20 protein-coding genes, 7 tRNA genes and 1 pseudogene are annotated in these 26,686 nt (G+C 31.0%); 2 read left to right on the top strand and 26 right to left on the bottom strand.

From position 1 onward, the window contains the following. Nucleotides 1-61 precede the first annotated feature (61 nt). Both pyrH and MSCUN_RS00255 read left to right on the top strand, forming a co-directional pair. Nucleotides 62-733 (top strand): UMP kinase, encoded by a 672-nt coding sequence (gene pyrH, locus MSCUN_RS00260; protein ID WP_095608813.1) that lies wholly within the window; start codon nucleotides 62-64, stop codon nucleotides 731-733. A gap of 45 nt (nucleotides 734-778) precedes the next feature. After that, complete coding sequence (locus tag MSCUN_RS00255; protein ID WP_095608812.1) at nucleotides 779-973, top strand: DUF2116 family Zn-ribbon domain-containing protein; 195 nt, start codon at nucleotides 779-781, stop codon at nucleotides 971-973. A 175-nt stretch (nucleotides 974-1,148) separates the two neighbouring features. Here the strand turns inward: MSCUN_RS00255 and MSCUN_RS00250 are convergent, their stop codons facing one another. From MSCUN_RS00250 to MSCUN_RS00125, 26 genes and pseudogenes are all read right to left on the bottom strand, one after another. Next, on the bottom strand, nucleotides 1,149-1,760 hold the full coding sequence (locus tag MSCUN_RS00250; protein ID WP_095608811.1) for an ABC transporter ATP-binding protein: 612 nt from the start codon (nucleotides 1,758-1,760) through the stop codon (nucleotides 1,149-1,151). 6 nt (nucleotides 1,761-1,766) lie between these two features. Beyond that, nucleotides 1,767-2,738, bottom strand: coding sequence for an oligopeptide/dipeptide ABC transporter ATP-binding protein (locus MSCUN_RS00245; RefSeq protein ID WP_095608810.1), 972 nt, complete (start codon nucleotides 2,736-2,738; stop codon nucleotides 1,767-1,769). A 24-nt stretch (nucleotides 2,739-2,762) separates the two neighbouring features. Continuing rightward, entirely contained in the window at nucleotides 2,763-3,620 is an 858-nt protein-coding gene (locus MSCUN_RS00240; RefSeq protein ID WP_095608809.1) for an ABC transporter permease, read from the bottom strand. Beyond that, nucleotides 3,610-4,600: pseudogene (locus tag MSCUN_RS00235) on the bottom strand (ABC transporter permease). The gene MSCUN_RS00240 and the pseudogene MSCUN_RS00235 overlap by 11 nt, the downstream one beginning before the upstream one ends. Before the next feature lie 30 nt (nucleotides 4,601-4,630). Continuing rightward, nucleotides 4,631-6,262 (bottom strand): ABC transporter substrate-binding protein, encoded by a 1,632-nt coding sequence (locus tag MSCUN_RS00230; protein WP_095608808.1) that lies wholly within the window; start codon nucleotides 6,260-6,262, stop codon nucleotides 4,631-4,633. Nucleotides 6,263-6,732: 470 nt separating this feature from the next. After that, nucleotides 6,733-7,578, bottom strand: coding sequence for an aldo/keto reductase (locus MSCUN_RS00225; RefSeq protein WP_095608807.1), 846 nt, complete (start codon nucleotides 7,576-7,578; stop codon nucleotides 6,733-6,735). Nucleotides 7,579-8,105: 527 nt separating this feature from the next. After that, nucleotides 8,106-8,188: transfer RNA gene (locus MSCUN_RS00220), tRNA-Ser, on the bottom strand. Between the two features lie 88 nt (nucleotides 8,189-8,276). Then, nucleotides 8,277-8,585, bottom strand: coding sequence for a 30S ribosomal protein S10 (rpsJ, locus tag MSCUN_RS00215; RefSeq protein ID WP_095608806.1), 309 nt, complete (start codon nucleotides 8,583-8,585; stop codon nucleotides 8,277-8,279). A 331-nt stretch (nucleotides 8,586-8,916) separates the two neighbouring features. Further along, nucleotides 8,917-10,158, bottom strand: a complete 1,242-nt coding sequence (gene tuf, locus MSCUN_RS00210) for a translation elongation factor EF-1 subunit alpha (protein WP_095608805.1) — start codon at nucleotides 10,156-10,158, stop codon at nucleotides 8,917-8,919. Between the two features lie 501 nt (nucleotides 10,159-10,659). Continuing rightward, entirely contained in the window at nucleotides 10,660-12,852 is a 2,193-nt protein-coding gene (locus MSCUN_RS00205) for an elongation factor EF-2 (protein ID WP_095608804.1), read from the bottom strand. A 181-nt stretch (nucleotides 12,853-13,033) separates the two neighbouring features. Further along, nucleotides 13,034-13,597 (bottom strand): 30S ribosomal protein S7, encoded by a 564-nt coding sequence (locus MSCUN_RS00200; RefSeq protein ID WP_095608803.1) that lies wholly within the window; start codon nucleotides 13,595-13,597, stop codon nucleotides 13,034-13,036. Nucleotides 13,598-13,628: 31 nt separating this feature from the next. Next, nucleotides 13,629-14,054, bottom strand: a complete 426-nt coding sequence (locus MSCUN_RS00195) for a 30S ribosomal protein S12 (protein WP_011406944.1) — start codon at nucleotides 14,052-14,054, stop codon at nucleotides 13,629-13,631. A 263-nt stretch (nucleotides 14,055-14,317) separates the two neighbouring features. Further along, complete coding sequence (locus MSCUN_RS00190; protein WP_095608802.1) at nucleotides 14,318-14,749, bottom strand: NusA-like transcription termination signal-binding factor; 432 nt, start codon at nucleotides 14,747-14,749, stop codon at nucleotides 14,318-14,320. Nucleotides 14,750-14,758: 9 nt separating this feature from the next. Then, nucleotides 14,759-15,055 carry a 50S ribosomal protein L30e gene (locus tag MSCUN_RS00185; protein WP_095608801.1) on the bottom strand — a complete coding sequence of 99 codons (297 nt, stop codon included), beginning with the start codon at nucleotides 15,053-15,055 and terminating at the stop codon, nucleotides 14,759-14,761. 10 nt (nucleotides 15,056-15,065) lie between these two features. Next, nucleotides 15,066-16,235 (bottom strand): DNA-directed RNA polymerase subunit A'', encoded by a 1,170-nt coding sequence (gene rpoA2, locus MSCUN_RS00180; protein ID WP_095608800.1) that lies wholly within the window; start codon nucleotides 16,233-16,235, stop codon nucleotides 15,066-15,068. Nucleotides 16,236-16,293: 58 nt separating this feature from the next. Then, nucleotides 16,294-18,927, bottom strand: coding sequence for a DNA-directed RNA polymerase subunit A' (locus MSCUN_RS00175; protein ID WP_095608799.1), 2,634 nt, complete (start codon nucleotides 18,925-18,927; stop codon nucleotides 16,294-16,296). A 29-nt stretch (nucleotides 18,928-18,956) separates the two neighbouring features. After that, nucleotides 18,957-20,786, bottom strand: a complete 1,830-nt coding sequence (rpoB, locus tag MSCUN_RS00170; protein ID WP_095608798.1) for a DNA-directed RNA polymerase subunit B — start codon at nucleotides 20,784-20,786, stop codon at nucleotides 18,957-18,959. Nucleotides 20,787-20,860: 74 nt separating this feature from the next. Then, the gene (locus tag MSCUN_RS00165; protein WP_095608797.1) at nucleotides 20,861-22,378 is read right to left on the bottom strand and encodes a DNA-directed RNA polymerase subunit B''; all 1,518 of its coding nucleotides are present in this window, start codon (nucleotides 22,376-22,378) and stop codon (nucleotides 20,861-20,863) included. 1,405 nt (nucleotides 22,379-23,783) lie between these two features. Then, complete coding sequence (locus MSCUN_RS00160; protein WP_095608796.1) at nucleotides 23,784-24,017, bottom strand: DNA-directed RNA polymerase subunit H; 234 nt, start codon at nucleotides 24,015-24,017, stop codon at nucleotides 23,784-23,786. Between the two features lie 194 nt (nucleotides 24,018-24,211). Then, nucleotides 24,212-24,285: transfer RNA gene (locus MSCUN_RS00155), tRNA-Lys, on the bottom strand. A 107-nt stretch (nucleotides 24,286-24,392) separates the two neighbouring features. Beyond that, nucleotides 24,393-24,466, bottom strand: a tRNA-Lys gene (locus tag MSCUN_RS00150). A 35-nt stretch (nucleotides 24,467-24,501) separates the two neighbouring features. Then, nucleotides 24,502-24,573 (bottom strand) — tRNA-Asp (locus MSCUN_RS00145). A gap of 115 nt (nucleotides 24,574-24,688) precedes the next feature. Next, a tRNA-Tyr gene (locus MSCUN_RS00140) sits at nucleotides 24,689-24,762 on the bottom strand. Nucleotides 24,763-24,766: 4 nt separating this feature from the next. Further along, nucleotides 24,767-24,841, bottom strand: a tRNA-Pro gene (locus tag MSCUN_RS00135). Between the two features lie 14 nt (nucleotides 24,842-24,855). Then, nucleotides 24,856-24,929, bottom strand: a tRNA-Thr gene (locus MSCUN_RS00130). Nucleotides 24,930-25,107: 178 nt separating this feature from the next. Further along, a complete protein-coding gene (locus tag MSCUN_RS00125) occupies nucleotides 25,108-26,340 on the bottom strand; it encodes a phosphoglycerate kinase (RefSeq protein ID WP_095608795.1) in 1,233 nt (410 codons plus the stop codon). Between the last annotated feature and the right edge of the window lie 346 nt (nucleotides 26,341-26,686).

The following is a 26,686-nucleotide window of genomic DNA, read 5'->3' as shown; positions in this document are numbered from 1 at the left end:
TTATTAATATAATATAAAATATTTATTTTAAGAGAATATATTTTTAGGAGAATGAGTATTAATGCGTATAGTTATTACAATTGGTGGATCAATACTTCTTAAAGAATATGATGCTAAAAAATTTGAAGCATATGCTGAAGTTATTAAAGATATGAATAAAGAACATGAAATTTTCATTGTAGTTGGTGGAGGAAGACCAGCACGTGACTATATTAGTGTAGTACGTGATATGGGTGAATCTGAATCAATATGTGATGAGATAGGAATACAAGTAACCAGAATAAATGCACGCCTACTTCAATGTGCACTTAAAGATGTAGCATATCCTGGTATTCCAACAAATTTCCAACAAGCACTTGAATACTCATCTACTAATAAAATTGTTATAATGGGTGGAACAGAACCTGCTCATAGTACAGATGCTGTGGGAAGTATACTTGCAGAATATGTGGATGCAGATATGGTTATTAATGCAACAAGTGTAGATGGATTATATGATAAAGATCCAAATAAGTATGATGATGCTAAGATGATAAAAGAAGTTACAGCAGATGAACTTATGAATATAGTATCATCAAATGAAACAAAAGCAGGAACATATGAATTTATAGACAAAACAGCAATTGAAATAATTAAACGTTCAGCAATCAAGACAGTTATATTAAATGGTAATGATCCTGAAAATGTTAAAGTAGCACTAGAAAAACCAATAGGAACACTCATAAAAAACTAGGTATAATAAAATACTAGTAAAATAATAAATGGGAGATGTAAAATTATGGCAATTGAAGCACACAGACATTGTGCAATATGTGGAAAACCAATACCAATGGATGAATCATTCTGTTCAGATAAATGTGAAGAACAATACCAAGCACGACAAAAAGCAATGATGAAACAAAGAAGAATACTATTAATCGTAATAGCAGTATTTGTAATCATCTGGTTCATCATGATGGTAATGAAAAAATAAATTCATAGAAAAAAAAGACATACATCACCACCACCAACTTCTTTCTTTTTTACAAAATAATAACTACTTTTAAATTAAGAAAAAAGAGTAATAATAACTAGTTTTTAAATTAAAAAAAAATAAGAAAGTAGGAGTTTAAATTTTAAATTCCATAATAAAAATCATTATATTTTACTTATATCTGATTTAACTTATCAAAATATAAAATATCATCACAAATCCTTTCAAGAAGAGCCATATCATGACTCACACATAAAACTCCAATATCATTCTTCTTAGTATAATTAAGAAGAGATGACCATATTTGAACCTGAGTTACAGCATCAAGCATGGTGGTAATTTCATCAGCAATGATAAAACGAGTTTTAGGATTAATTGCACGAAGAATACTAAAACGTTGAAGTTCACCACCAGAAAGCTCAGATGGATAACGTTTAAGCCATTCTTTTTTAATACCAAATTCATCTAAAATATCATCATCAGGATTCCATGACTCACTTAAAATCTTATCCATACTCCAGTGTGGATTCATAACTTTTTCAGGATGTTGAAATATAAGCTGTACAGGATTAAATTTTGAATCTATAATACTATCATTAATCAAAACAGATCCACTATAATCTGTAATAAAATTTGATAAAATCTTACAAAACGTAGACTTACCAGCTCCACTATCACCAAATAATCCAATAACCTGACTACTATCCATACTAAAATTAATATTTGAAATTATCTTTGAGTTTTTATTATAACCATATGATATATTTTCTGTCTTTAAAATATCCAATTAAAATCACCCACCTTCTTGTATATTTTCATCATCATTAACTAATGGATAAAAACATCTGACTCTACGACCATTAATCTCACGAAGCTCAGGTAAATTCTCCACACACTTATCTGTTTTATATGGACAATTCATATTATAAGGACAACCTTTTGGAATTTCATTATATGATGGTTGATGACCTTCTGTAAGTTTAAAGTCAGTGTTAGGAAGTGCCTGATATAATGCTCTTGTATATGGATGATAAAGTTCAGATCCATCATCAGTAAAGTTTTTTGTATCTGTAATTTCAATAACATATCCAAGATAAAGTATTGCAATCTTATCACTACATCTTAAAGCTGTTATAATATCATGAGTAATAAGAATAATACCCACACCTTGATTTTTAAGATCTATAAGATCATGAATAACTTCATCTACAGCCTTCTCATCAAGACCTGGTGTAGGTTCATCTGCAATAATAATTTCAGGATCATTTAAAAGAGCTGTTGAAAGAAGAACTTTTCGTGCCATTCCACCTGAAAGTTGGAAAGGATACATTTCATCAACCTCAGGTTTAAGACCATAACGTCTAAAAAGTTCTTGTTGTTTTTTCTCTTTTTGTTTATAAGCTTCTTCATCTTCTATATATCCAAGTGCTTGCTGTTTTATCTTCATTAATGGATTTAGATAATTAACAGACTGAGGAATTAAACTTATTTTATCTCCACGTATTTCTTCTTTAAGTTGTTGTGTTAATAATTCATCTTTATATAAAATTTTACCACTAGTATTTGCATTATTTGGAAGTATTCCAAGAATTGACTCAGCAAGAAGACTTTTACCAGACCCACTTGAACCTAAAACAGCAAGAATTTCATGATCATTTAAAGTCATTGTAAGATCAGAAATTACATGAAGTTCTGTTTGTTGAAGACCCTTTAAATATTGAGTAAATGATATTGAAAGTTTTTCTACATCTAAAAGTTTCATAATTTATCATAACCATCCTATATTTTTTTATTTTCCTTCCACTGATTGTGGATCTAGTAGTTTTTGAACATTTTCTCCAATTAAATCAAAGATTAATACAATTAAAAGTAATGAAAGACCAGGAAATACTGCAAGCCACCAATAACCAAGTGAAAAGTAATTCATAGCTTCAGCAAGAATAATACCAATAGCAGGTTCATGTGGTGAAAGTCCAAATCCTAAAAATGAAATACTTGCCTCATGCATAATAGCATGTGGAAAAACTAGTATTAGACCTACAATTACCTGGGAAACTACAAGTGGTATAATATGTTTTTTTGCAATCCACCATTTACTATGTCCTAACTGTTTTGATAACTTTACATAATCTGTTGCTTTAATCTTCTTAATTTCAGCTCTTAAAACACGTGCAAGTGGTGTCCAGTGAGTTAAACCAATACCCATAATTACTCCATAAATACCTGTTCCAAAACAAATTGATACAAGAATAATAAGAAGAATATGAGGAATTGAACCAAAAAGATCAATTACTAATGCTACAGCTTCATCCATCAAATTATTTAAACTTGATGCAACACCTAATATTATTGCAATTATAGTTGTAAGTATTGATGTTAATACTCCAATACCAACACTTATTCCAAGACCAAGAAGAGTTCTTGTAAACATGTTACGTCCCATCCAATCTGTTCCAAAAGGATATTCTAATGATGGGGGTTGATTAATGTTTGTAAAGTTTGTTGCAAGTGCTGTTGTTTTATCTACAAATATACTACTTAGTATAATTATGAGAAATAAGATTAATGCTACAGAAATTACAACTATAGTTTTTGTTCGAAGATTTGCATTATATAAAGTAAAATATTTTTTATCTTTATTTTTCAAAGTTAGCATCCTCCTTAATTCTTGGATCTATAAAGTAGTAAAGTATATCTGCTATAAGATTTCCAACAAATACAAATATGGCACTTATTAGTACAATTGCAAGAAGTAATGGTACATCGCTTGAAAGTCCTGCTTGTACAGCAGTTTGTCCTAGTCCAGGATATGAAAATACTTGTTCAACAAGTACAGCTCCACTAAATAATTCATTAAATGATAAAAATTGTAAAGTTATAGCAGGAAGAAGTACATTTCTAAGAGTTTGTCTTTCAATTAAAGCCCATCCTTTTTCTCCTCGTGCTTTTGCAAAAAGTACATAATCTGAATTTAAAGATTTTACAACTTCATTTCTTGTATATAATGCTATAGGTGCAACTCCTACTAGACTTAATGTTATAGTTGGTAGTATCATACTTGAAATCCATTGCCATATTGTGACATTTGAACTAAGTGTTGATACAGGAACTCCAAGTCCCACCGGAAACCATCCTAGATATACTGCAAATACTATTAAAAGTAGCATTCCTATCCAAAATGAAGGTGCTGATTGAAGAATATAACAATATGTTTTTACAGCTCGATCAATCCATGAATCTCTATTTTTTCCTGCAACTATTCCAAGAAGAAAACCAAAAAATACCTCCAATTAGCCAAGATGATGCAAGTAGTATGAAAGATGCCATGAATTTATCAACAATTACATCAATTACAGGTATACGATATATAAGTGATACTCCTAGATTTCCCTGTAATATCATTGAAAGCCAGTTGAAAAGCTTAGTGGTAAGGGGTACTCCAACACCCCAGTACTCATTAAGCATTGCACGTTGTGCTGCTGTAACACTTGCTTGTTTAAGATAAACATTAACAGGGTCAATAGGAGATAAGTCTATTAGTATAAAACTAAAAATTGCAACTGCAATCATTAAAACAATAAAATGAATTAGTTTATTTCTTATAAAAAGGGTTACTTTCCTATTCATAATTAAGATCTCCTAAGATATCTAAAATTTTTAGTTTGTAGTGTTTGTTCGTTTCCATTCACAAATGTTTTCAAGAACATCCTGTCCCATACTAGGTGGTGTTCCCATGTCAATATCGTCATTTACAAAGTAGCAGTAATCATAATCTGCAACCCAAAGCCATGGAGCATTAGCAGCAGGTCCAAAACCATTTTCTGCATTAATATATGCTGCTTGTCTCCAAAGATCATTTGAACCATTAATATTGGTACTTTGCATAGCTTGAGTTAATATACTATCAACTTCACTGTTGTTATATTCATTAGGATTCATATAGTCATCTTCTGTGAAGTTATCTTTTGAGTAGTATTGTTGGTATATGGTTTTATATGGATCTTGTGAGGATTGTTGCATTAATACTCCTTGACTGTACATATTTTGATATATTGTATCCCAGTCTGTTCCTACAAGTTCTATTTCAATACCAAGTTCACTTGCTTGTTGTTTTATAACTGTTGCTAGTGATTGACGTGCCATATCCTCTGATGAATAATATAGTTTAAATGATGCTTTTGTTCCATCTTTTTCACGTATTCCGTCATTATCTGTATCTACCCATCCTGCATTTGTAAGTATTTGTTTTGCTTCTTCTGGGTTATTATCTTTAATTTTTCCTTCAGGATTTGCATATGGGAGATTGTCAACTCCTGTGTAGTCTACGCTTGCATGTCCTTGATATACAGTATTTACTATTTCTTCACGATTTATTCCTATATTTAATGCTTTTCGTATTGCAGGATCTCCTGTTACATTGTTTCCCACTGGATTTCCTTGATCTGTTTTTATTCCTGTGTCATTCATGTATGGTAGTGATACTCCTTGTGCTCTTGGAGATTTAAGTTCTACAAATTTATATCCATCTGCTTTATAGTTAAGATCCATGAATGATGCTTCTACTACATCAGCTTTGTTTGATTTTACAAATTCTAGTGAATTTTTCTCTGTTGTGAAAAGTAATGTTAGTTGTTTGAAGTATGGTTTTTCTCCATAGTAGTTGTCATTTGCTACTAGTATTGCTTGTTGTCCACGATCCCATTGTTCTAGTTTGTATGGTCCTGATCCTATTGGATGTTCTCCATATGTTTCATTATTATAATCTTTTTCAGGTACAATTCCAATATATCTTAAACTATATACAAAAGTTGATTGTGGTTCTTTAAGTTTGAATTCTACTGTTGTATCATTTATTGCTGTTGCATGATCTAAGTTACTCATATCTAATTCTGAGTTACTTGTTCTTGCTTCATTAAATGTAAATGCTACATCTGATGCTTTAAGTGATTCATTATTTGAAAACTTAATATCATCTCTTATTCCTACAGTCCATGTAAGTCCATCAGAACTAACATTATATCCTGTTGCTACGTCGTTTTTAAAAGTTCCATTTTCATCTGAAGTTAAAAGTGTACTTTGAATTAAAGGATTAAAATTTAAATGCCCACATCCCCATCCTGTGAGAGGATTAAATCCTGCTTCAGGTTCTCCACCATGTCCTGAGAATGCAACAACAAGATGTGTTGGATCAGTATCTGTGGAATTTCCTAAAACTGATGCAGCTGCAATAATAATAATTATCAATGCAATTAATCCAATAATTAAATATTTTATATTTTTTTTCTGCATTTTATTTTAATTCTCCAAAAATTGATTTCATTTTTTTTTATTAAGTTATAAAAACTAAAAAAAGTAATTTAGATAGTAAAAAGATTTAATGTTAATACTTTTAGCTTATAAACTAACAAAAAAGTAATACAAATTAAACAGATTGTATTAATTAAAATTAATTTGAATTTTAAGATATATAAAAATTACTTTAGAAAGTATGATAATTACAAAAAAATAAACCATTAAAAATTAGTAAAATAATTTAAAACATCATAATACATAAAAATTCAGAAAAAACAAAGCATTAGTATAATATAAAATCAAACTAACAAAAAATAAACAATTAAACATGAAAAAAAGAACTATAAAAATTTAAGTAATATCAACATATTAAAAAGTATTACAAATTAGGTATTTTAAAACAAAAAAGTAATAAAAAAAAAGAAGGTTAAAATGGAGGTCATAAAAAATTTTCAAATATTTATTTTTTAATCTGTGTAGCTGTTAATCATTTTTATAAAATCATAACTATCAAGATCCACACTACCTACTCCTGTATCAAGTGTTGCAATTTTTTTCATATCTTCATCTGATAGTTCAAAGTCAAATACATCAGCATTTTCTTTAATTCTTTCAGGATGTACAGATTTAGGAAATACTATAATATCACGTTGAATTAACCAGCGAATAATTACTTGTGCTACTGATTTATTGTATTTATCTCCAATTTCAGTTAGTACTGGATTTTGGAAGATGTTATTTCTACCTTCAGCAAGTGGTGACCATGCTTCAACTTGTATGTCCATATCTTTACAATAGTCTACTATATCATCTTGTTGGTAGAATGGATTTACTTCTATTTGTAGTACCATTGGTTTTATTTTGTTATGTACACAGAAGTCATATAATCTTGCTTTTGTAAAGTTTGAAATTCCTATTGCTTTAATTTTATCTTCTTCATATAACTCTTCCATTGCACGCCATGTTCCATAGACATCACCAATGTTTTGGTGTATTAGATATAAATCTATATAGTCTGTACCTAATTTTTCACATGATTCTTTAAATGCTTTTTTAGTGTTTTCATACCCATAATCTGTTATCCATATTTTAGTTGTTATAAATATTTCCTCACGTGGAATTTTTGATTCTTTAATTGCATCTCCTACTGCTTTTTCATTAAAATATGCTTCTGCTGTGTCAATAAGACGTATTCCATTACTTAGTGCATCTAGTACTGCTTGTTTACATTCATCATAGTCTGTTATCTGGAAAACTCCAAATCCAAGTTTTGGTATTTCAACTCCATTTGATAATTGTGTATATTCTTCCATTATCTACATCTCCTATATTTTTTTTTATTTGATTATTTTTTTACCACTACTAGCTTTTTTTTTATTTGATTATTTTTTTTTACTAGTTGTTTAAGTATTATAATATCTTATTTTACTTAAATTATATTAGAATTAAATTTTTTAGAGTATTAAATTATAAAGTAAAATTTAACAAAAATATTCAGTTTATTTAATAAATTTATTTATTTTAAAAAAAAACTTATAGATATACACTTAATTATGAAATTTAGATGATTTAACTAAACTAACTAAAATAATAAACAAAAGATATTTTTTAATCATATAGTTTTTAATTCAACTGCTTAAATATTGATGGTATTTTTAATTATTTTATAAGATATAGTCTGGATAAAAAATAGAATTTTAAAATATTTACAAACAATAAGAAATTTATAAAATATTTTACAAAAAAAAAAGAAAAATATCATCTTATTAAAAGAATTATTATCTAAAAATTAGTTAAATTCAATAAAAATAGTTAAAAAATTTTATAGTAAAATAGTTAGCGCCGAGAATGGGATTTGAACCCATGAGGACAAAGTCCACGGGATCTCAAGTCCCGCGCCTTACCTGGCTAGGCTATCTCGGCAAATAAAAAAAATATTAGTTAATAATAGAACTAATTAAAGTCTATTATTATATCTAGTTATCATTCTTTATATACTTTATCATTATAACTAGGATTTAAGTTCAATTTCGATACTTACATTATCAGGAACATTTACTTTCATAACTTGTCTCATAGCACGTTCATCAGCTTCAATACCAACGAGACGTTTGTGAATTCTTAGTTCCCATTTTTCCCATGTAGCTTTTCCTTCACCATCAGGACTTTTTCTTGTAGGTACTACAAGTTTTCTTGTTGGTAATGGAATAGGACCGGATAAATCTACACCAGTTCTTTCAGCTATACTTTTAAGTTGATTACATACATCTGCAATCTTTTCAGGATCTGTACCGGTTAATTTAATTCGAGCTTTATTCATTATATAATTCTCCCATTAAATAAAAAAAATCTTTTCCTTTAAAATAAATTAAAAAATTACTTATTAAAAATATTCTCTTATTTTTCTATGGAAATTTAAAAAAAAAATGATTAAACTTAAATACACTTTTTTGTATAAACCTCTAAATAAATTATTAAAAAAAAATAAATTCACAAAATATAAAATGTGTAAAAATATTTCCCTTTTTTTCTTTTTTTGAAGTTTATAACATGTAAAAAAGATACATGTAAAGTTTAGTTAATTTTATTAATTTTAAATTTTTTCCGTAATAAAAAAAAAAGAAATTAATAAGTAAAAAAATTTATTTTACTTATTTTTTGTCGGTAATGTCTATACACATACCTGCTGCTACGGTTTGACCCATATCACGGATAGCGAATCTTCCCATGTGAGGGATTTCTTTAATGTTTTCAATTACCATTGGTTTTGTTGGTTTAATTGTTACTAAAGCTGCATCTCCTGTTTTGAGGAAGTCAGGGTTTTCTTCTTTAGGTTGTCCTGTTGCAGGGTCAAGTTTTACATCTAAGGATAAGAATGTACATGCAATTTGTGCTGTGTGTGCGTGGAATACAGGTGTGTATCCAACTGTGATTACACCAGGATGTTGTAGCACAACGATTTGTGCTTTGAATTCTTTTGCAACCGTAGGTGGGTTTTTGGTTGTTCCAGCTACGTCTCCACGTTTAACATCGTTTTTACCTACACCTCTTACGTTGAATCCAACGTTGTCTCCAGGTTCTGCTTTATCGAGAATTTCGTGGTGCATTTCTATTGATTTTACTTCACCGGTTACTCCAGCTGGTTCAAATGCAATGTTTTCTGCTGTGTTTAATACTCCTGTTTCTACTCTTCCTACAGGTACTGTTCCTACTCCTGTAATTGAGTATACATCTTGAATAGGGAGTCTTAATGGAAGGTCTACTGGTTTATCAGGTTCATCTAAAGCATCAAGTTCTTGTACTAAGGTGTTTCCTTTGTACCAAGGTGTGTTTGAGCTTTTTTCTGTGATGTTGTCTCCTTCAAATGCGGAAACTGGTATGAATGGTACTTCTGAAGGTTTGAATCCTACTGAAGCGATGAGTTTACTGATTTCATCTTTGAGTTCGTTGTATTTGTCTTCTGAGTAGTCTACTACATCCATTTTGTTAATTGCAATAATTAATTGGTTGATTCCTAAGGTTTTTGATAAGAAGATGTGTTCTTTTGTTTGTGGCATAATACCGTCGTTTGCAGCTACTACGAGTACTGCTGCATCTGCTTGTGATGCTCCGGTAATCATGTTTTTAACAAAGTCACGGTGTCCTGGACAATCTACTACTGTGTATTCGTATTTTTGTGTTTCGAATTTTGCGTGAGCGAGGTCGATGGTTACTCCTCTTTCTCTTTCTTCTCCGAGTTTGTCCATTACAAATCTGAATTTGTCTTCTCCGTCATCTAATTGTTGTTCAGCAATAGCTCCTTCTAGTAATAAAAGGTGTCCTACTAATGTTGATTTTCCGTGGTCTACGTGACCAATGAATGCTAAGTTCATGTGTGTTTTATCTTTTGCCATTATATATCCTCCATGTTATAAACATATATATTTGTGAATATAATTTAATAAATCAAGAACTATTTCTATTTAATAGTATGATTTATTAGTTGTTAGCAAGCCGGTTGCTAGATTTTTCAAAAAAAGATTAATAATATTTTCTTTTTATTATATTGTATCTAGAGAACGTCCTCTAACATTTAGTAATATAAAAATTATAGATACAAAGAAATATAACCAGGGAATAGTTATATTCCCTTGTAAATACAATTTCTTTCCAATAATCTTCAAATTACTTGTTATCTACCTTTTATCTTTTTGATAAAATATAGATCATTTCATAATAATTTATGTATTAATTTAATGTTATGTTCTTTTTTATTTATATACTTTATGATCCTAAGAGTTTGTTAATTATTAAACAATAAAAAAAATAAGGATAATTTTTGTTTTATAAAAAGTATTTTTTTATTTAAAAAAAAAGAATTAAAAAAAAGAAAAGAAAGTATACAAGTTGTATACTTATCCTAAGTAGTGGTCAGGTCCATATGGTTCTGGACTTAAACCTTTTCTTTCACGAATTTCACGTACAATTTGGTTTTGTAATTCACGTGGGATTCTTTCAAATCCTGAGTTTTCTGTTGACCAGATACAACGTCCTTCTGCTGCTGATCTTATATCACCTGCAAATCCAAACATTTCAGATACTGGTACTTTGGATTCAATTGTGGACATATCTCCTTCTTGACCCATTTCAACAATTTGTCCTCTTCTGTTTTGGATTTCACGTGTTGCTGCTCCCATGTAATCTTGTGGTACACTGATGTATACTTTTTGCATAGGTTCCATGAGTGTTGGTTGTGCAAGCATAATTCCACCATATACTGCTTTTCTTATAGCAGGTAATACTTGTGCAGGTCCTCTGTGTACAGCATCTTCGTGTATTTTTGCATCCATGAGGCTGATTTTAATTCCCATAGCTTTTTCATCTGCAAGTGGTCCGTCATCTAGAGCACTTTCAAATCCTTCCATGAGTAATTCTTTAATTTCATCTAAGTATTGGATACCACGTGTTTTGTTTACGAATATACTGTGTTTGTATACATCCCATACTTTTTTAGCTTCATCTTTGTCAAGACCGTGGTCTTGGAATACTTTTGCTGATTCTTTACCTTTTACACGTCCTTCTTGGATTTCTCCTTCAGATATTGCGTTCATTAAATCATCAGATAATGGTTCAATGTCTATGTAGAATCTGTTGTGTTTGTTAGGTGATTTACCTTCAACATTTGTAGCTGTACCAGCAATTGTTTCTCTGTATACAACAATAGGTTCAGATGTTTCTACTTCTAATCCTTTATCGTTAATTCTGTAGATGATAACTTCAAGGTGTAATTCACCCATACCAGCAATTAAGTGTTCACCGGTTTCTTCGTTAATTTCTACACGTAGTGTTGGGTCTTCTTTTCCTACTTGTCTTAGTACTTCAATAAGTTTTGGTAGGTCTTTTGTGTTTTTAGCTTCTACAGCAACTGTTACTACAGGTTCTGAGATGTGTTCAAGACTTTCAAATGGTGCAATGTTGTGGTCTGCATCTGTAATGGTTTCCCCTGCGATTGCTCCACGAGCTCCGGTAATTGCTACAATGTTACCTGCTGGTACGATGTCTGTGTTAATTCTTTCAGGACCCATATATACTCCTACTTGTTGGGTTCTTGCTTTTGACATTGAACCTACAAAGAATATTTCTGATCCTTTTTCAATTGATCCACCGTATACACGTCCTGTTGCAATTTCACCTGCGTGTTTATCGATACTTACATCTGTAACCATAACAGCTAGTGGGGATGTTGAATCGGTGTTAATCATACCTTGTCCTTCTACTGAGTCAATATCTCCTGACCAGATTTTTGGTACACGGTAAGCTTGTGCAATTTTTGGACTTGGTAAGTGTTCTACTACCATACCGAGAATTACTTCTTCGATTTTTATTTTACTTGCAAGTTCTTTTTGGTTGTCATCATTACAGTATTGGATGATGTCTTTAAATGTGATATTTGTTTTCATCATTTCAGGTACGTTAATAGCCCAGTTGTGGTATGCTGATCCGAATGCTACTGTACCATCTTCGATTTTTACTTGCCATTCTTCTTTGAATTGTTCAGGAGCCATGTTTTTGATGAGTTTGTTTACTCCTGCAATGATTTTTATGAATCTGTTTTGTAATTCAAGGTCGTCAAGTTTTAATTCGTTTATAAGTCTGTCTACTTTGTTAATGAAAAGTACAGGTCTTACATTTTCTTTTAAAGCTTGTCTTAATACTGTTTCTGTTTGAGGCATGATACCTTCTACAGCACATACAACTACTACAGCTCCATCTACTGCTCTCATTGCACGTGTTACGTCTCCACCAAAGTCAACGTGTCCTGGTGTATCAATAAGGTTAATTAAGTATTGGTTATCTTCATATGAGTGTACCATTGATACGTTTGCTGCATCAATTGTAATTCCTCTTTCTTGTTCTTGTTCATCAAAATCAAGGAATCTTTGATCTCCAGCAAGTTCTGATGATATCATTCCAGCTGCTGCAAGAAGGTTATCTGATAATGTTGTTTTTCCGTGGTCGATGTGAGCTACAATACCAATGTTTCTGATGTATTCAGGCTCGTACATTAATTCTTTAATTTTTTTAATCATTTGATCTCTTCGACTCAAATATATCACCTAAAATGTTAAAAATTTTACTTATAAAAAGTTTTTCTTTTGTTATTAAATTATAATAATATTGTTTCTATTTTTAATTCTTTATTTATTTTTTTATTTTGTTCATATTTCAAAACTTTAAAAAAAAAATAATAATAAAAAAAAATAGTTAGAAAGGGTGGTGTTTTAAGATCTAGTGTGCGGATCTTGCTACTCTTTCTTTTTCTTCTTTTTTCTGTACAGCAAAGCTTCTTGAATCTTCATCTGCTGCTAAAAGAATTTCATCAGCTAAACATTGTGCTGCTGATTTTTTGTTTTTAAATGCAGATTGCATTGCACCTTTTGTGATGAATCCAAGTGATAAGTCTACACGTCTTTGTGGTGCTATATCTACTGCTATTTGGTATCCTATTCCACCGTATTTAATACGGGTTGTTTCTTCTCTTGGTGCTGTGTTTTCTACAGCTTTAACTAGAACTTGTATAGGATTTTCTTTTGTTTTTTTGTTGATAATTTCTAAAGCATCTTCTACGATTTTGTATGCTTTATTTTTTTTACCACTGTTTCTTTCTGTTCTCATGATTTTGTTCATGAGTCTTTCTACGATGGATACTTTTGATTTTGCAAATTGTCTTTTTACGTGACGTCCCATTGTGTGTGGTACTACAATTTCATCAAGACATACGTAATTTTGTAATCCCATATCTTCTACTGTAACTTCTGTTACATCCCATTTGTCGAATAATTTAAAGCTCATTTTAATTAAATCTCCTTCTAAACAAAATTTTCTATCTTACTGGTTTTTCGATTTTTCCACTTACCATTTCAGATAAAGCTACGTTGTTTACTTTTGTAACTTTCCATCTTACTCCAGGAATATCTCCCATTGACCTACCTGATGGTCCTCCAATTCCTTCGATCATTACTTCATCGTGTTCATCTATAAAACCAATAGCTCCGTCACCTGGTGCGAATGCTGTAATTTGTTTTCCGTTTTTAATTAATTGAACTCTTACACATTTTCTTATTGCAGAGTTAGGCTGTTTTGCTTCTATACCTACTTTTTCAATTACAATTCCTCTAGCTTGAGGTGATCCTTCTAGTGGATCTGCTTTAATGTTTAATCCGAGGGTTTTTCTTTTGTATTGTGTGTCTTTCCATCGGAAATTCTGTCTGTTATCTTTTAATTTTTTTGCTGCGAATAATCCTGGCAAATTTTATTCCTCCATTTATACTTTATATTTTTGTGTGTTTTATAAAAAATTTTTAAATATTTTCTATTCAAAGTGTTATTTTAAACAATTTCATGTATGTGTTACTAAATTTGAAACCTATTTTAATAAACATACCTATTGTATTTTGTTTTTGTGTGAAATAATTCACATACTTTTCATTATAGATTAGTATTAACTGAGTTTTATTTTAAGAATTTATGATAGAATAAATCTATCAATAAATTAACTAATCATAAATATGGTTATTTTATGATAATATTACTAATTTCAAATTGTCTTTTAGCAAATTGTCTAGCTCGCTGAATATTCTGACCATTTTTACCAATAGCCTTACGTTTACTCTTTGAGTCGACATCCAAGGTAGCGATCTTATTACCTTTTGCATCAACACCAAATTCAATAGAATTAATGTCTGCAACAGATAATAAATTTTTTATAAATTCGCCGGGATCATCAGAGTGTTCTAGAATTTCAACACTCCGATCAACAGATTTCTGCATTTTACCTATAGTACTTCCATTTTTTCCTATAGCTAATCCCATGTCTCCTTTTTTTACCAAAAAAGTAATCTTATTATGTTCGTCATCAATTATACAGTCTTTAACCATAGCACTAGTAATAGTTTCAAAAAGTGCAATATATTTAATTTCATGGTTTGTAAACTTGACGGACATAGTATCTATTTACTCCTTGAGCTCTAATATGTTAGAGTCTCCTGGTTCTTGAATAACTAGAACTGATACTGTGAATGGTTTACCACAGATTGAACCTAGATCTACACTAGAACCTTCAAATGTGTATACTGGCATTTCAGATAATTTAGCATATGTTTCTACATCAGCTTTCATATCTTTTGGAGCATTTTCTGCAAGAACAGCTAATTCTCCATCTCCAAGTTTTATTGCTTGAATTGATTTATTGGATCCTAATATAACCTTACCAGTGTCTACGGCTACACGTATCCCTCTTTCAATATCCATGTACTGCCTCCTAATTTTTATCTTTCATTACTACACCAACAGACCCCGTACCATGAGGTATTGGCTGACCAACAATAACATTCTCAATTATACCTGAGAGGTTATCAGTTTCTCCACGAATACTAGCATTAAGTAAGTGTTTACCAGTTTCTTCGAATGCTGCACGAGCAAGAACACTAGCTTTCTCACCACTAATACCATGACGACCAATAGATTTAACAATACCATCAGCTGTCATCATATCAGCAACAAGCATAATATGTCTAATATCAACACTAAGCCCCTGTTCTTCCATAGTAGTATATAACTCATGGATAATTGCATTACGTGCTGCTTCTATTCCAAGAACTTTCTCAATTTCAAAGATATCGTTTGTTGTTGTACGTTCAACATCAACACCATCAATTTTTAAGATAGCACCAATATTTGAACCTTCTGTGTGAATAACCCACTCATTATGTTCATGACGAATAACAACTTTACCAATACCTTTAACACCACTAATCTGGAGATCTCTGATTTTATCTGCAAGTAATCTTAATTCTCGAATACCTTGTTGCATTTTTTCTTCATCTTTAGAAAATGTGGTTTCAAAACTCAGTAAATTATTATTTATCTTTACATGTTTAAAAGTTTTTTCTATTACACTTGTAACTTCACTTAATTCAAGACGACGTTCATCAAGAATATCTTGATCAATTTCAGCTGAAATTGTATTATCCATATAATTAACATTAAAGTTTTTAATTACATCATTAAGGGTAATTTTACCAATTTTATTACCCATTTTACGGATGAACTCTTCATCATTATTAAATTCTTCTGTAAAGTAAATATCCATAGTAGGAGTTGATATCTTCTTACGAGCATCAACCACTTCTATAAGACGAGGAAGACCTAATGTTACGTTAAGTTCTACTACCCCTGCATAGTGAAAAGTACGCATGGTCATCTGTGTACCAGGTTCACCTACAGATTGAGCAGCAATTGTACCTACTGATTCTCCAGGTTCTACTTCTTCACGTTCATATGCTTCTTTTACTTTTAAGACAAGTGTTACTAATTCATCATCAGATAAATCATTACGTTCACTTGCTGCTGTAATTTCTTCAACAAGTTTTATTGGAAAATAGCTTGCACCATTTTCATCAATAACTGCTTGAACTTGTTCTATTTCCATACTTATCTACATCCACCGTTGTAATAAAGTTTTTTTAGTTTTTTGATCTTTTTTCATCTTATTTTGCAATATCTGTTGCAATTTCTTTATTTTCAAGTCTCATTTCTTCAATAAGCTTATCTAGGTTTGCAACTTGTCCATAATCACTTTTTGCAGGGTTAATTCCATCTTCACCATATTTAAATTGAACAATTGCTCCACGATTATCACGTACAGTTCCATCTTCATGTACACTAAGATCATGTAATGCATTTACAAGACGTCTTTGCATGTAACCACTTTGTGCTGTACGAATAGCTGTATCTACTAGTCCTTCACGTCCTCCCATAGCGTGGAAGAAGAATTCTAGTGGATCAAGACCTTTTTTATAACTACTGTGTACAAAACCACTAGCTTTAGATCCTACATCTCCTTTACGGAAGTGAGGTAGTGTACGGTCAATATATCCTCTGTTAATACGACCTCCACGAACAGCTTGTTGTCCTACACAAGTTGCAATCTGTGTTAAGTTAAGCATTGAACCACGAGCACCTGTTAATGCCATAATTACAGCACTGTTATCTGTACTAAAGTAATGTTCTGCGATAACCCCTGTATTATCCCTTGCTTCCCCAAGTACTTGCATGATTTTCATCTCAAGTGTTTCACGAAGACTACGTCCTGGGAGAGCTTCAAGTTCATTATTTTCATATGCTTGAATGAGTTGTTCTACTTTTGCATCTGATTTTTCAAGAAGTTCTGCAATTCTTTCTTCTGCTTCTTTTGGAATTTCCTCATCAGCTGTACCAGTTGTGAAACCTCTTTGCATTACACCACCAAATACAGCAAGTTTTGTTGCATGATCAAGGAAGTAACGTGCTTCACTTGGACCAAATTGTTTTACAATAGCATCAAGTATTTTTCCACTACCTGATCCATATCCTTTATCATCAACTACTCCTTGAATAAGTTGTCCGTTTTTAATTACAACGTATGCATCATATTCACAGTTTTCATGTTTACATTCTTCACAATTTCTACAAATTTCTGATTTATATACAAGATTAAGTTTATCAGGTAGTAGTAAACTAAAGATTTCTTTACCTGTCCAGTCACGTCCTTTAGGTTCAGGAATTTCCATTTTAGATCTTTTAATAATTTGTAGTGCTTTATCTTCTGGGAATGTTGTATCATTATGAGTAAGTAAGTATGCACCTGTAATATGATCGTGTATAGCTCCAATAATTGGTCCACCATAACGAGGTGATAAGATGTGTTCTTGTACTTTCATAATTTCATTAGCTTCAGCACGTGCTTCAGGTGTCTGGAATACGTGCATGTTCATTTCATCCCCATCGAAATCAGCGTTATATGGAGGACATACACATAAGTTTAATCTGAATGTTTTATATGGAAGTACACGTACTTCGTGTGCCATCATTGACATACGGTGAAGTGATGGTTGACGGTTAAATAGTACAATATCTCCATCTATAATGTGACGTTCTACAATGTAACCTGGTTCAAGATTTTCAATAACTGTTTCTTTAGTTTCATCATATACACGTATTTTACGTCCATCTGGTCTTATTATATAGTTTGCACCAGGATGTACATCAGGTCCATTTCTGATGTATTCTTTCATTTTTTCCATGTTCCATTCAGTAACTGAAATTGGTACTGTTACTTCTTTTGCAATCATTTCAGGAACTCCAACTTCGTTAATACTGAGTGTTGGGTCAGGTGATATTACAGTACGTGCTGAGAAGTTCACACGTTTTCCTGCGAGATTTGATCTGAATCTTCCTTCTTTTCCTTTAAGACGTTGTGCTAATGTTTTAAGTGGACGACCAGATCGATGTCTTGCTGGTGGTACTCCACTTGCTTCATTATCAAAGTATGTGGTTACGTGATATTGAAGTAATTCCCAGAGATCTTCTACAATAAGTTGTGGTGCTCCTGCTTCCAGGTTTTCTTTGAGTCTTTGGTTAATTCTTAAAATATCTACAAGTTTGTGTGTAAGGTCATCTTCTGATCTTTCTCCAGTTTCAAGGGTAATTGATGGTCTTACTGTTACTGGTGGTACAGGTAATACTGTTAATACCATCCATTCAGGTCGTGCTACTTCAGGATTTATACCTATGAATATGTAATCTTCTTCTGGTATATTTTCAAGTCTTTCACGTACTTCACTTGCTGTGAGTTTATAGTTTTCTTCAACTAGTGATATTGGCTTATCTATTTTTATTTCTAGTTGTTCTTCTTCACAATGTGGACATTTTTCTTTTTTTGCTGTTAGATGAATTTGTTTAAGTAAATCTGATATATCTTCACCATTTGCTAGTTCTTCTTCGAGTTTTTCTTTGTATTCTAGTTTTTCTGTATCAGTTAGTAGTACACGTCCACATTTACGACATGTTGATCTTAGAATTTTATGAATTGTATCAGCAAATCCAACATGTATTACAGGTCTTGCAAAGTTTATATGTCCAAAGTGTCCTTGACATTCTCCACCTTTTGATCCACAGGTACGACATTTAAGTCCAGGATCAATTACACCTAATCTTGGATCCATTAGTCCTGCTTCAATTGGATATCCATCTTCATCATATGTATCTGGTGTTACTATTTTTGTCACTGACATTTTTCTGATTGTTTCAGGTGACATTAATCCAAAATCTATTTCAGATACTTTTTTAAATATTTCTTTCAACTCTTAATTCCCTCCTTGAATATTATTTCCTATGCTTTGTCTTCTAGTACAAGATTTGGTGATATACATAATGATTTAAGTTCATCAAGTAGTAGTTTAAATGCGTATGATATTTCAACAGGGAATGTTTCTGTATCTCCACATATTGCACAGTATGTTCTATCACGTATTTTATCACGTACTGCTAGTCTTCCACAGTTTCCACATATTAATGCTTCATATTTATCTGATTCATCAAGTAATCTTTCTTTAAGAGATAGTGCTGCTCCGTGTGCTATGAGACAGTCACGTTCCATTTCTCCAAATCTAAGTCCTCCTTCACGTGCACGTCCTTCTGTTGGTTGACGTGTGAGTACTTGTACAGGTCCTCGACTTCTTGCATATACTTTGTCTGATGTCATGTGGTGTAGTTTCTGGTAATATGCTACTCCTACAAATATTTCTGCATTAAATCTTTCACCAGTTATACCATTATAGAGTTGTTCACGTCCATGGGTCTCAAATCCATTTTCTTTAAGAAGACGTTTAAGTTCATCTTCTGGTACTCCTGTAAATGGTGTTCCATCGATACGTTGTCCTTCCATACAACCTGCTTTTCCTGCTACCATTTCGATAATCTGTCCAATTGACATCCTTGATGGAATAGCGTGTGGGTTAATCATTAAGTCTGGACACATTCCTTCTTCGTTAAATGGCATATCTTCTTGTGGTACGATGAGTCCAAGAACTCCTTTTTGTCCGTGTCTTGATGCAAATTTATCTCCATATTCTGGTTGTCTGTGGTCTCGTACTTTTACTTTTGCAAGTTTGTTTCCTTCAATGGTTTCAGTTAGCATTACTTTATCTACAATTCCGTGTTCTCCATGTCTTACTGTTACACTTGTTTCACGTCTTCTTTCTGCTACTGTTCCAAATTCATCTACGTCTTCTAGGAATCTTGGTGGTGATGTTTTTCCTATTAATACATCTCCACTTGTTACTGATACTTCAGGGTTTATTAGTCCATCTTCATCTAGGTTTTTGTATACTTCTTCAGAACGGTATCCTCGTACCATACTTTCTGGGTATTCAAAGTGATCTTCTTGTCCACCTGGGTATCTGCGTTCTGATGCTTCATATGATCTGAAGAATGATGATCTCCCAAGTCCTCGTTCTAGTGATGCTTTGTTCATCACAAGTGCATCTTCCATGTTACACCCTTGGTATGATAGAATTGCTACTACGAAGTTTTGACCAGATGGTCTTTTATCATATTCTGTTGATACCATACTTTTGGTTTTTACAACAGGCATTTGTGGTTGGTGAAGAAGATGAGCTCTTGTATCTGTACGTAGGTTGTAGTTTGATACATATAACCCAAGTGCTTGTTTTGTCATCCCTGCTTCCATTGTGTTACGTGGTGATGAGTTATGGTTTGCATATGGAATAATTCCTGCACATATTCCAAGCATTGTTGATGGGTCTATTTCAAGGTGTGTGTGCTCTTCTGTTATGTCTTCTTCAAACATTGCAATGTATGCATTTTCTTCTTCTTCAGCATCAATATATTCTATTATTCCTTCATGGATTAAGTCGAACCATTTCATTTTTCCTGAAGCTACATCATCAATAATTTCATCTGTTAGTTGTGATTTTCCATCTTCAACTATTACAAGTGGTCTTCGTGCTCGTCCTGGATCTGTGAATATGAATATTTCATTGTTTTGTTGGTAGTATGTTATGTTTAGCTCATGTGTTAGTTCATTAGATCTTCTTTTTCTTTTTACTTCTGCTACAAATGCTTCAGGTTCTTCGGTTGTTCCGATTAGTTTACCATTTATATATACTTTAACTGGTTGTTGTACTGTAACGGTCTCCATTATATTTCTCCCATTAACTAATATTTTTTTACAAATTTTATTTTAATTTTTATAATTCCCATTTAATTTTTCACTTATTGTACTTCTAAGTTATGATCTAATGGTTTTATGTAGTCCATTTCTTTGATATCTTTTTCTATTTCTTTTAGAGGATATCCTTCTGAAATCTTAGTTACTACAGCTAGGTTTTTTACCAGTCCACAGTTTGGTCCTTCTGGTGTTTCGTTTGGACATATTTTTCCAAATTGTGTTGGGTGTAAATCACGAGCTTCAAAGTGAGGTTGACTTCTTGAAAGTGGTGATACTACACGTTTTAGGTGTGAAAGTGTTCCCATGTAACTTGTACGGTCAAGTAGTTGGCTTACTCCTGCACGTCCTCCTACCCAGTTTCCTGTTGCAATTGCGTGTTTGATGTTTTCTGTTATTACATCTGATCTTACTGCTTGTTTGATTGATGGTTCTTTTCCACGAGATAAGCTACGTTCTAGTTGGTAGGTCATATCACGTGTTAAACTTGTGAATGCTACACGGAATAAGTCTTCCATAAGATCTCCTGATACTCTGAGTCTTTTGTTTGCGTAGTGGTCCTTATCGTGTGGTTCACGTTCTCCATTTATTACTTGAAGAAGCATATCTGCCATTTCAGCAAGGTATACTGCTTTATCAATACGATCTTCAGGATCTACTCCTATATGTGGTAGTAAGTATCTGTCAATTACATCTTCTGCTCTTTTGATTCTGTATTCTTCAGTCATTCCTTTTGCAACACGATTTCCAATATATTTAATTGCATCACGTTGTGTTGTTATACCAGTTGTTTGAATATCGTCAATTAGTAAAAATTGTGTGTTAATATCATCAGATACACTGTTAACTAGATCTACATCTTTTTCAAATCCAAGTGCACGTAGTAGTATTACAAGTGGTATTTCTCCTGGTACATATGGGAATGATATTCTTAAAAATACTCCTTTTTTATGTGGTTTTCTGTATTCAAGTGTTATTCTTGCTCTAAATCCACTTTTTATTGATGTTACAACTGCTCTTGCTCTTCTATCTTCTTTGTCTTTTTCGGATTGTTCTAGTATTATTTTGTTTGGAGCAATTTCTTCCGTTGTAACAATAGCTCTTTCTGATCCATTTACGATGAAGTAGCCCCCTGGGTCTTGTGGATCTTCGCCTACTGCTTCTAGTTCTTCATCGTTAAGTCCGTGTAGGTGACATGCTTTTGATTTTAGCATTACAGGTAATTCACCTATGTAGACTTTTTCCATTTCATAGTCATCAGTATCTCCTTTAACAAGAGCCATGTCAAGATACATATGTGCTGAATAGTTAAGATTTCTTAGTCTTGCTTCGGATGGTTCAATTATACTTTTTGATCCATCTGCTTCTTTTATAAAAGGTTTTACTATTTCAATATCACCAGTTTTAATAGTGTATTCACCATGATCTAATGTGATTGGTTCTGTAATATCTACAATTTCTTGTAATTTATTATCTAGAAAATCATTATAAGATCGGATGTGGTGATCTACGATATCATATTCATCAAAATATGAATCAACTAAAGACCATGCGTTTTTTGTCATATATCCATCTCCATTTTCTAATATTATATTCATCTATTAAGAAAAAAAAGTATAGAAGTGAGTGGGAAATTTTAATCAAAAAAAAATTCTTTATAATGTAAAGAGATTAAATATTGTATTTATTTTTTATTTTTTAACATGAAAAAAAAATTGTACACACTAAAGAAAATTTTATTTTTTTCTATGCTATAAAAGATGTAATAAAAAAAATACATTATCTTTACAAATTATTATTTTTTTTGAATTTATTCCATTTCTCTTATTTTTTTTCTAAGTGATTTTGTTTTAAAATCGTTTACTTTTTTGCATCAAGTTACTAGTTTTAATTGAAATTTATTTAAAATGATAAAAATCCCACACAAAAGAATGAAAAATAATGCTAATATGAAATATTCATAATAAAATGTGACTTTAATGAATTAAACTTACTTAGGATCTAGTTTATCTATTTCATATATTCTTTTTAAGTTGTGATGGTTAAATAAAAAAAATATAAAAAAATAATAAAAAAACATCCAAAATATGAAAAAAACATTCAATCAATATATTTTTATGAAATTATCTAAATTTATAGTGTATTTTTACTACTAAAAAAAAGGGAAAGTTAAATTTAAATTTCTTAAATATTAAAATGTGTTTAAATTATATAGTTTTAAAAAAAAAGTGATAAGAAGTTTTCTTTTTATGAATTTAATATCTTATTTTTTTTGTTGAAATTAAAGATAAAGAACATAATCTCATATTTACTAAATTAACATCCTACTTTAATATCATCCACATCTAATTAACGAAACATACAGTAAGTATACATGTTTGTTGATATTCTTTTAGGAAGTCAATTATAATTGTATCTTTAAAAAAAATTATTAAATATTAATATGATACTTTTAATATTATGAAAATTTTGTATCTCTCTTTTATTTTTTCTGAATAAAATATTCTAAATTTATAAATAATCCATCACTTAATCTAATTTCAAATAAACACATTAATAAGTCTTCTTTTTAGTTATAAAATTCTATAAAAAATTATCTAAACCAAATAAAAATATTTAAGTTCTTTATGTGTCCTATTAGACATTATTACAAATTTATCATTAAATAAAATATTCAATTATTTTAAGCATAAATTATCATCTATTTTTGCTAGATAATTGCTTAAAACACTTACTTTTTCATAATTAATTTTAGAAAAAAATATTTGATCCTATTTAAAACAGACATAAATAGAATTTCAAATCGAATAAAGGAAACATGATTTAAAAATTTTATTCTATAATTAATACGTATATCTTATATCTATACATCATTATATAAAAACATTATGTTTATATACAAGTAGTTTCTTTTAAATACTACTCTAAAAAATAAAAAAAAAGATATTGTTAAAAAAAAGTGATAAAAAACTATTCTCTAACAACACGGTAAGAAGTAAAAACCCCTGCGGTCATACTTTTTCTTGTAATCTTAAGAACATCCCCAAGTTTAGCATCAATAGCTTTTACAACTGGATCTGTTGGTAAAATCTTTGGAATTTGATCAATACGAACATCTAACTCTTCTAGCACTGCATCAGCTTCTTCAGGAGTTAAGATGGTATGTTCAGGTACTAAGTTATGCTTTAAAATATCTACTTTCAAAATTTATCCTCCGCAAATAATAGATTAATATTTACTACTTTTAATAAAATTTCTATAATATAATAAGATATGAACTTAATAATATAAATAAATTCACTATAAAAAAAAAATAAAAAATAGCATCATCTAATAAAAGAAATTAAATTTAAAAAAAAATTATCATTAAAATTAGAATTCATTAAAAAGTTTTTAAACGGGCCCGACGGGAGTTGAACCCGCGACCGCCTGGTTAAAAGCCAGGCGCTCTCCCAGACTGAGCTACGAGCCCCGAATTATACAATTAAAAAAAAAGCAATGTTAATTACTTAGTTTATTAAATTAAAATAGTTTTTATTTTATTAAATAGTTGTTACAATATTAAGATTAAATTGTAAACGGGCCCGACGGGAGTTGAACCCGCGACCGCCTGGTTAAAAGCCAGGCGCTCTCCCAGACTGAGCTACGAGCCCTAAAATAAAAATTGTTATTAAAAAGTTTTTTGAAGCGCCTTGGCCGGGATTTGAACCCGAGTCGCAGGCTCGACAGGCCTGCATGATCGCCTCTACACTACCAAGGCACAAATTTATTTTTGTTAATAAGTATTGGTTATTACCAACTATATAATAGTATATTGTAAGTAGTATATAAAGGTTATGGTTTTATATACATACTTATTAATACTATAGTTAATATCCCGTCTGCCGGACTTGAACCAGCAACATTCGGATCTACAGTCCGATGCTCTGCCAGATTGAGCTAAGACGGGTAAATGGGACCACCCGGATTTGAACCGGAGTCTCAGGCTCCCAAAGCCCAAAGGATCGACCAAGCTACCCTATGGTCCCAAAGTTAAATATAGAGCCCCAGGGGGGAATTGAACCCCCGACCGCTTGATTACAAGTCAAGCGCTCCACCAGACTGAGCTACTGAGGCACTTAATAGTCTTAAGCAAGATATAACACATCAAGCTCTATTTATTATTTTATACCTACATAGTATATAAATGTTTCTATATTCCACAAACTAATTTTTAAAAATATACCAAAACACAGTTAAAAAAGATTAAAAATAAAATAAAGCATTATTAATGCTTTAAAAAATTATTTAATATTTAGAAATTTCCATTATTACGTGCAGATGAATCTAATGCTTTTACAGCCGGTAATTCCTTACCAGAAATTAGATTTATACTTGCTCCTCCACCACTACTAATATGTGTTATTTCATCGTCTAAATCCATATTACTAGCTACAGCAGCAAGATGTCCTCCTCCAATGATTGAAAATCCCTTAGATTCAGCAATAGTGTTAAGAAGTGACTCTGTTCCCATACTAAAGCCTTCTTTTTCAAATACTCCTGCAGGTCCATTTGCAAATAATGTTTTTGCTATTAATATTTTTTCAACATATGTTGAAATTGTTTTACTTCCTATATCATAAATTGGAAGATTTGGTATTTCATCAATATCATATTCAACACGTGTATCATTTTCAAGAATTGCTAAATCTTCAGGTAGTATAATTTTTTCTTCATAATCTTTAAGTAAATCTTTTGCAATATCAATATAATCTTCATATCCACGTTCTTTTATAAAATTACGATTATATTCTTTAATATCTACACCTTTTGCTTCTAAGAATATGTTTGCTACAAGTCCTGTTGTAAGTATATAATCAGCACTGTTGTTTTTAAGTGCATTTGCCATTACATTTATTGAATCATCTGCTTTTATTCCACCAAGAACATATACACGTGGTTGTTGTGCATGATCAAGTATTTGATATAATGTATTTAATTCAAGTTCCATTACACGTCCTGCAAGTGATGGTAATGCTTTTGAAAATCCAATTATGGATGTTTGTGATCTATGTGCTGTTGCAAATGCATCATTTATAAAGTAATCAGCTAGTGGTGCGAGTGTTTTTACCATGTGGGAATTTACTTGTTCATCCTCTGTTAGTTTTGGCATTTCTTCTGAATAAAATCTTACATTTTCAAGAAGTACAACTTCTCCATTTACCATATTTTTAATTACATCTTGTGCATACTTTGAAAAAATAGAATCAACAAAGGTTATTTCTTTTCCTGTTATGTTTGAAAGTACTGCTGCATGTTCTTTTAGAGAGGTAAAATCTGATTTTCCAGGTCTACTTTGGTGTGCTAGTATTACAACACGTGCTCCACGATCTGATAATTCTATAATTGTTTGTGAATGAAGTTGCATTCTTGTATCATCAAGTAGTTCTCCTGACTGTGGATCTACAGGTGAGTTAACATCAACTCTTACAATTACTGTTTTTCCTTCGAGTTCTACATCATCCATAGTTTTAAATTCATATTCCATAAACGAAAATCTCCAAATATATTATTAATTATAAATACCATTAAAAAAAAAAGAAAATCCTATATTTTTCTCCTTTTTTTGTCATATAATTGTTTATTAGTTAAATTTAGTATAAAAAAAAAAGTTTTAATAAAAAAAAAGGGATTAAGTTAGGGGAGATGATATTAAAAAAAAATGGAATTATATTAAAAAAAAATTCCAATAGATAATACTTATTTATTATAAATGGTGTTTGTTGAGTACTTCATAGGTTTTATACTCCCACACACTTTTCCCTTCTTTTAGGATTTATTTAATATTATTTTTTTTTATATTAAATTTCTTAATCTTATTATAATAATTAAGT

Source organism: Methanosphaera cuniculi (genome assembly GCF_003149675.1).
Taxonomy (GTDB): domain Archaea; phylum Methanobacteriota; class Methanobacteria; order Methanobacteriales; family Methanobacteriaceae; genus Methanosphaera; species Methanosphaera cuniculi.
The sequence above is the reverse complement of the archived record's forward strand: the minus strand, read 5'-3'. Positions and strand labels throughout refer to the sequence as shown.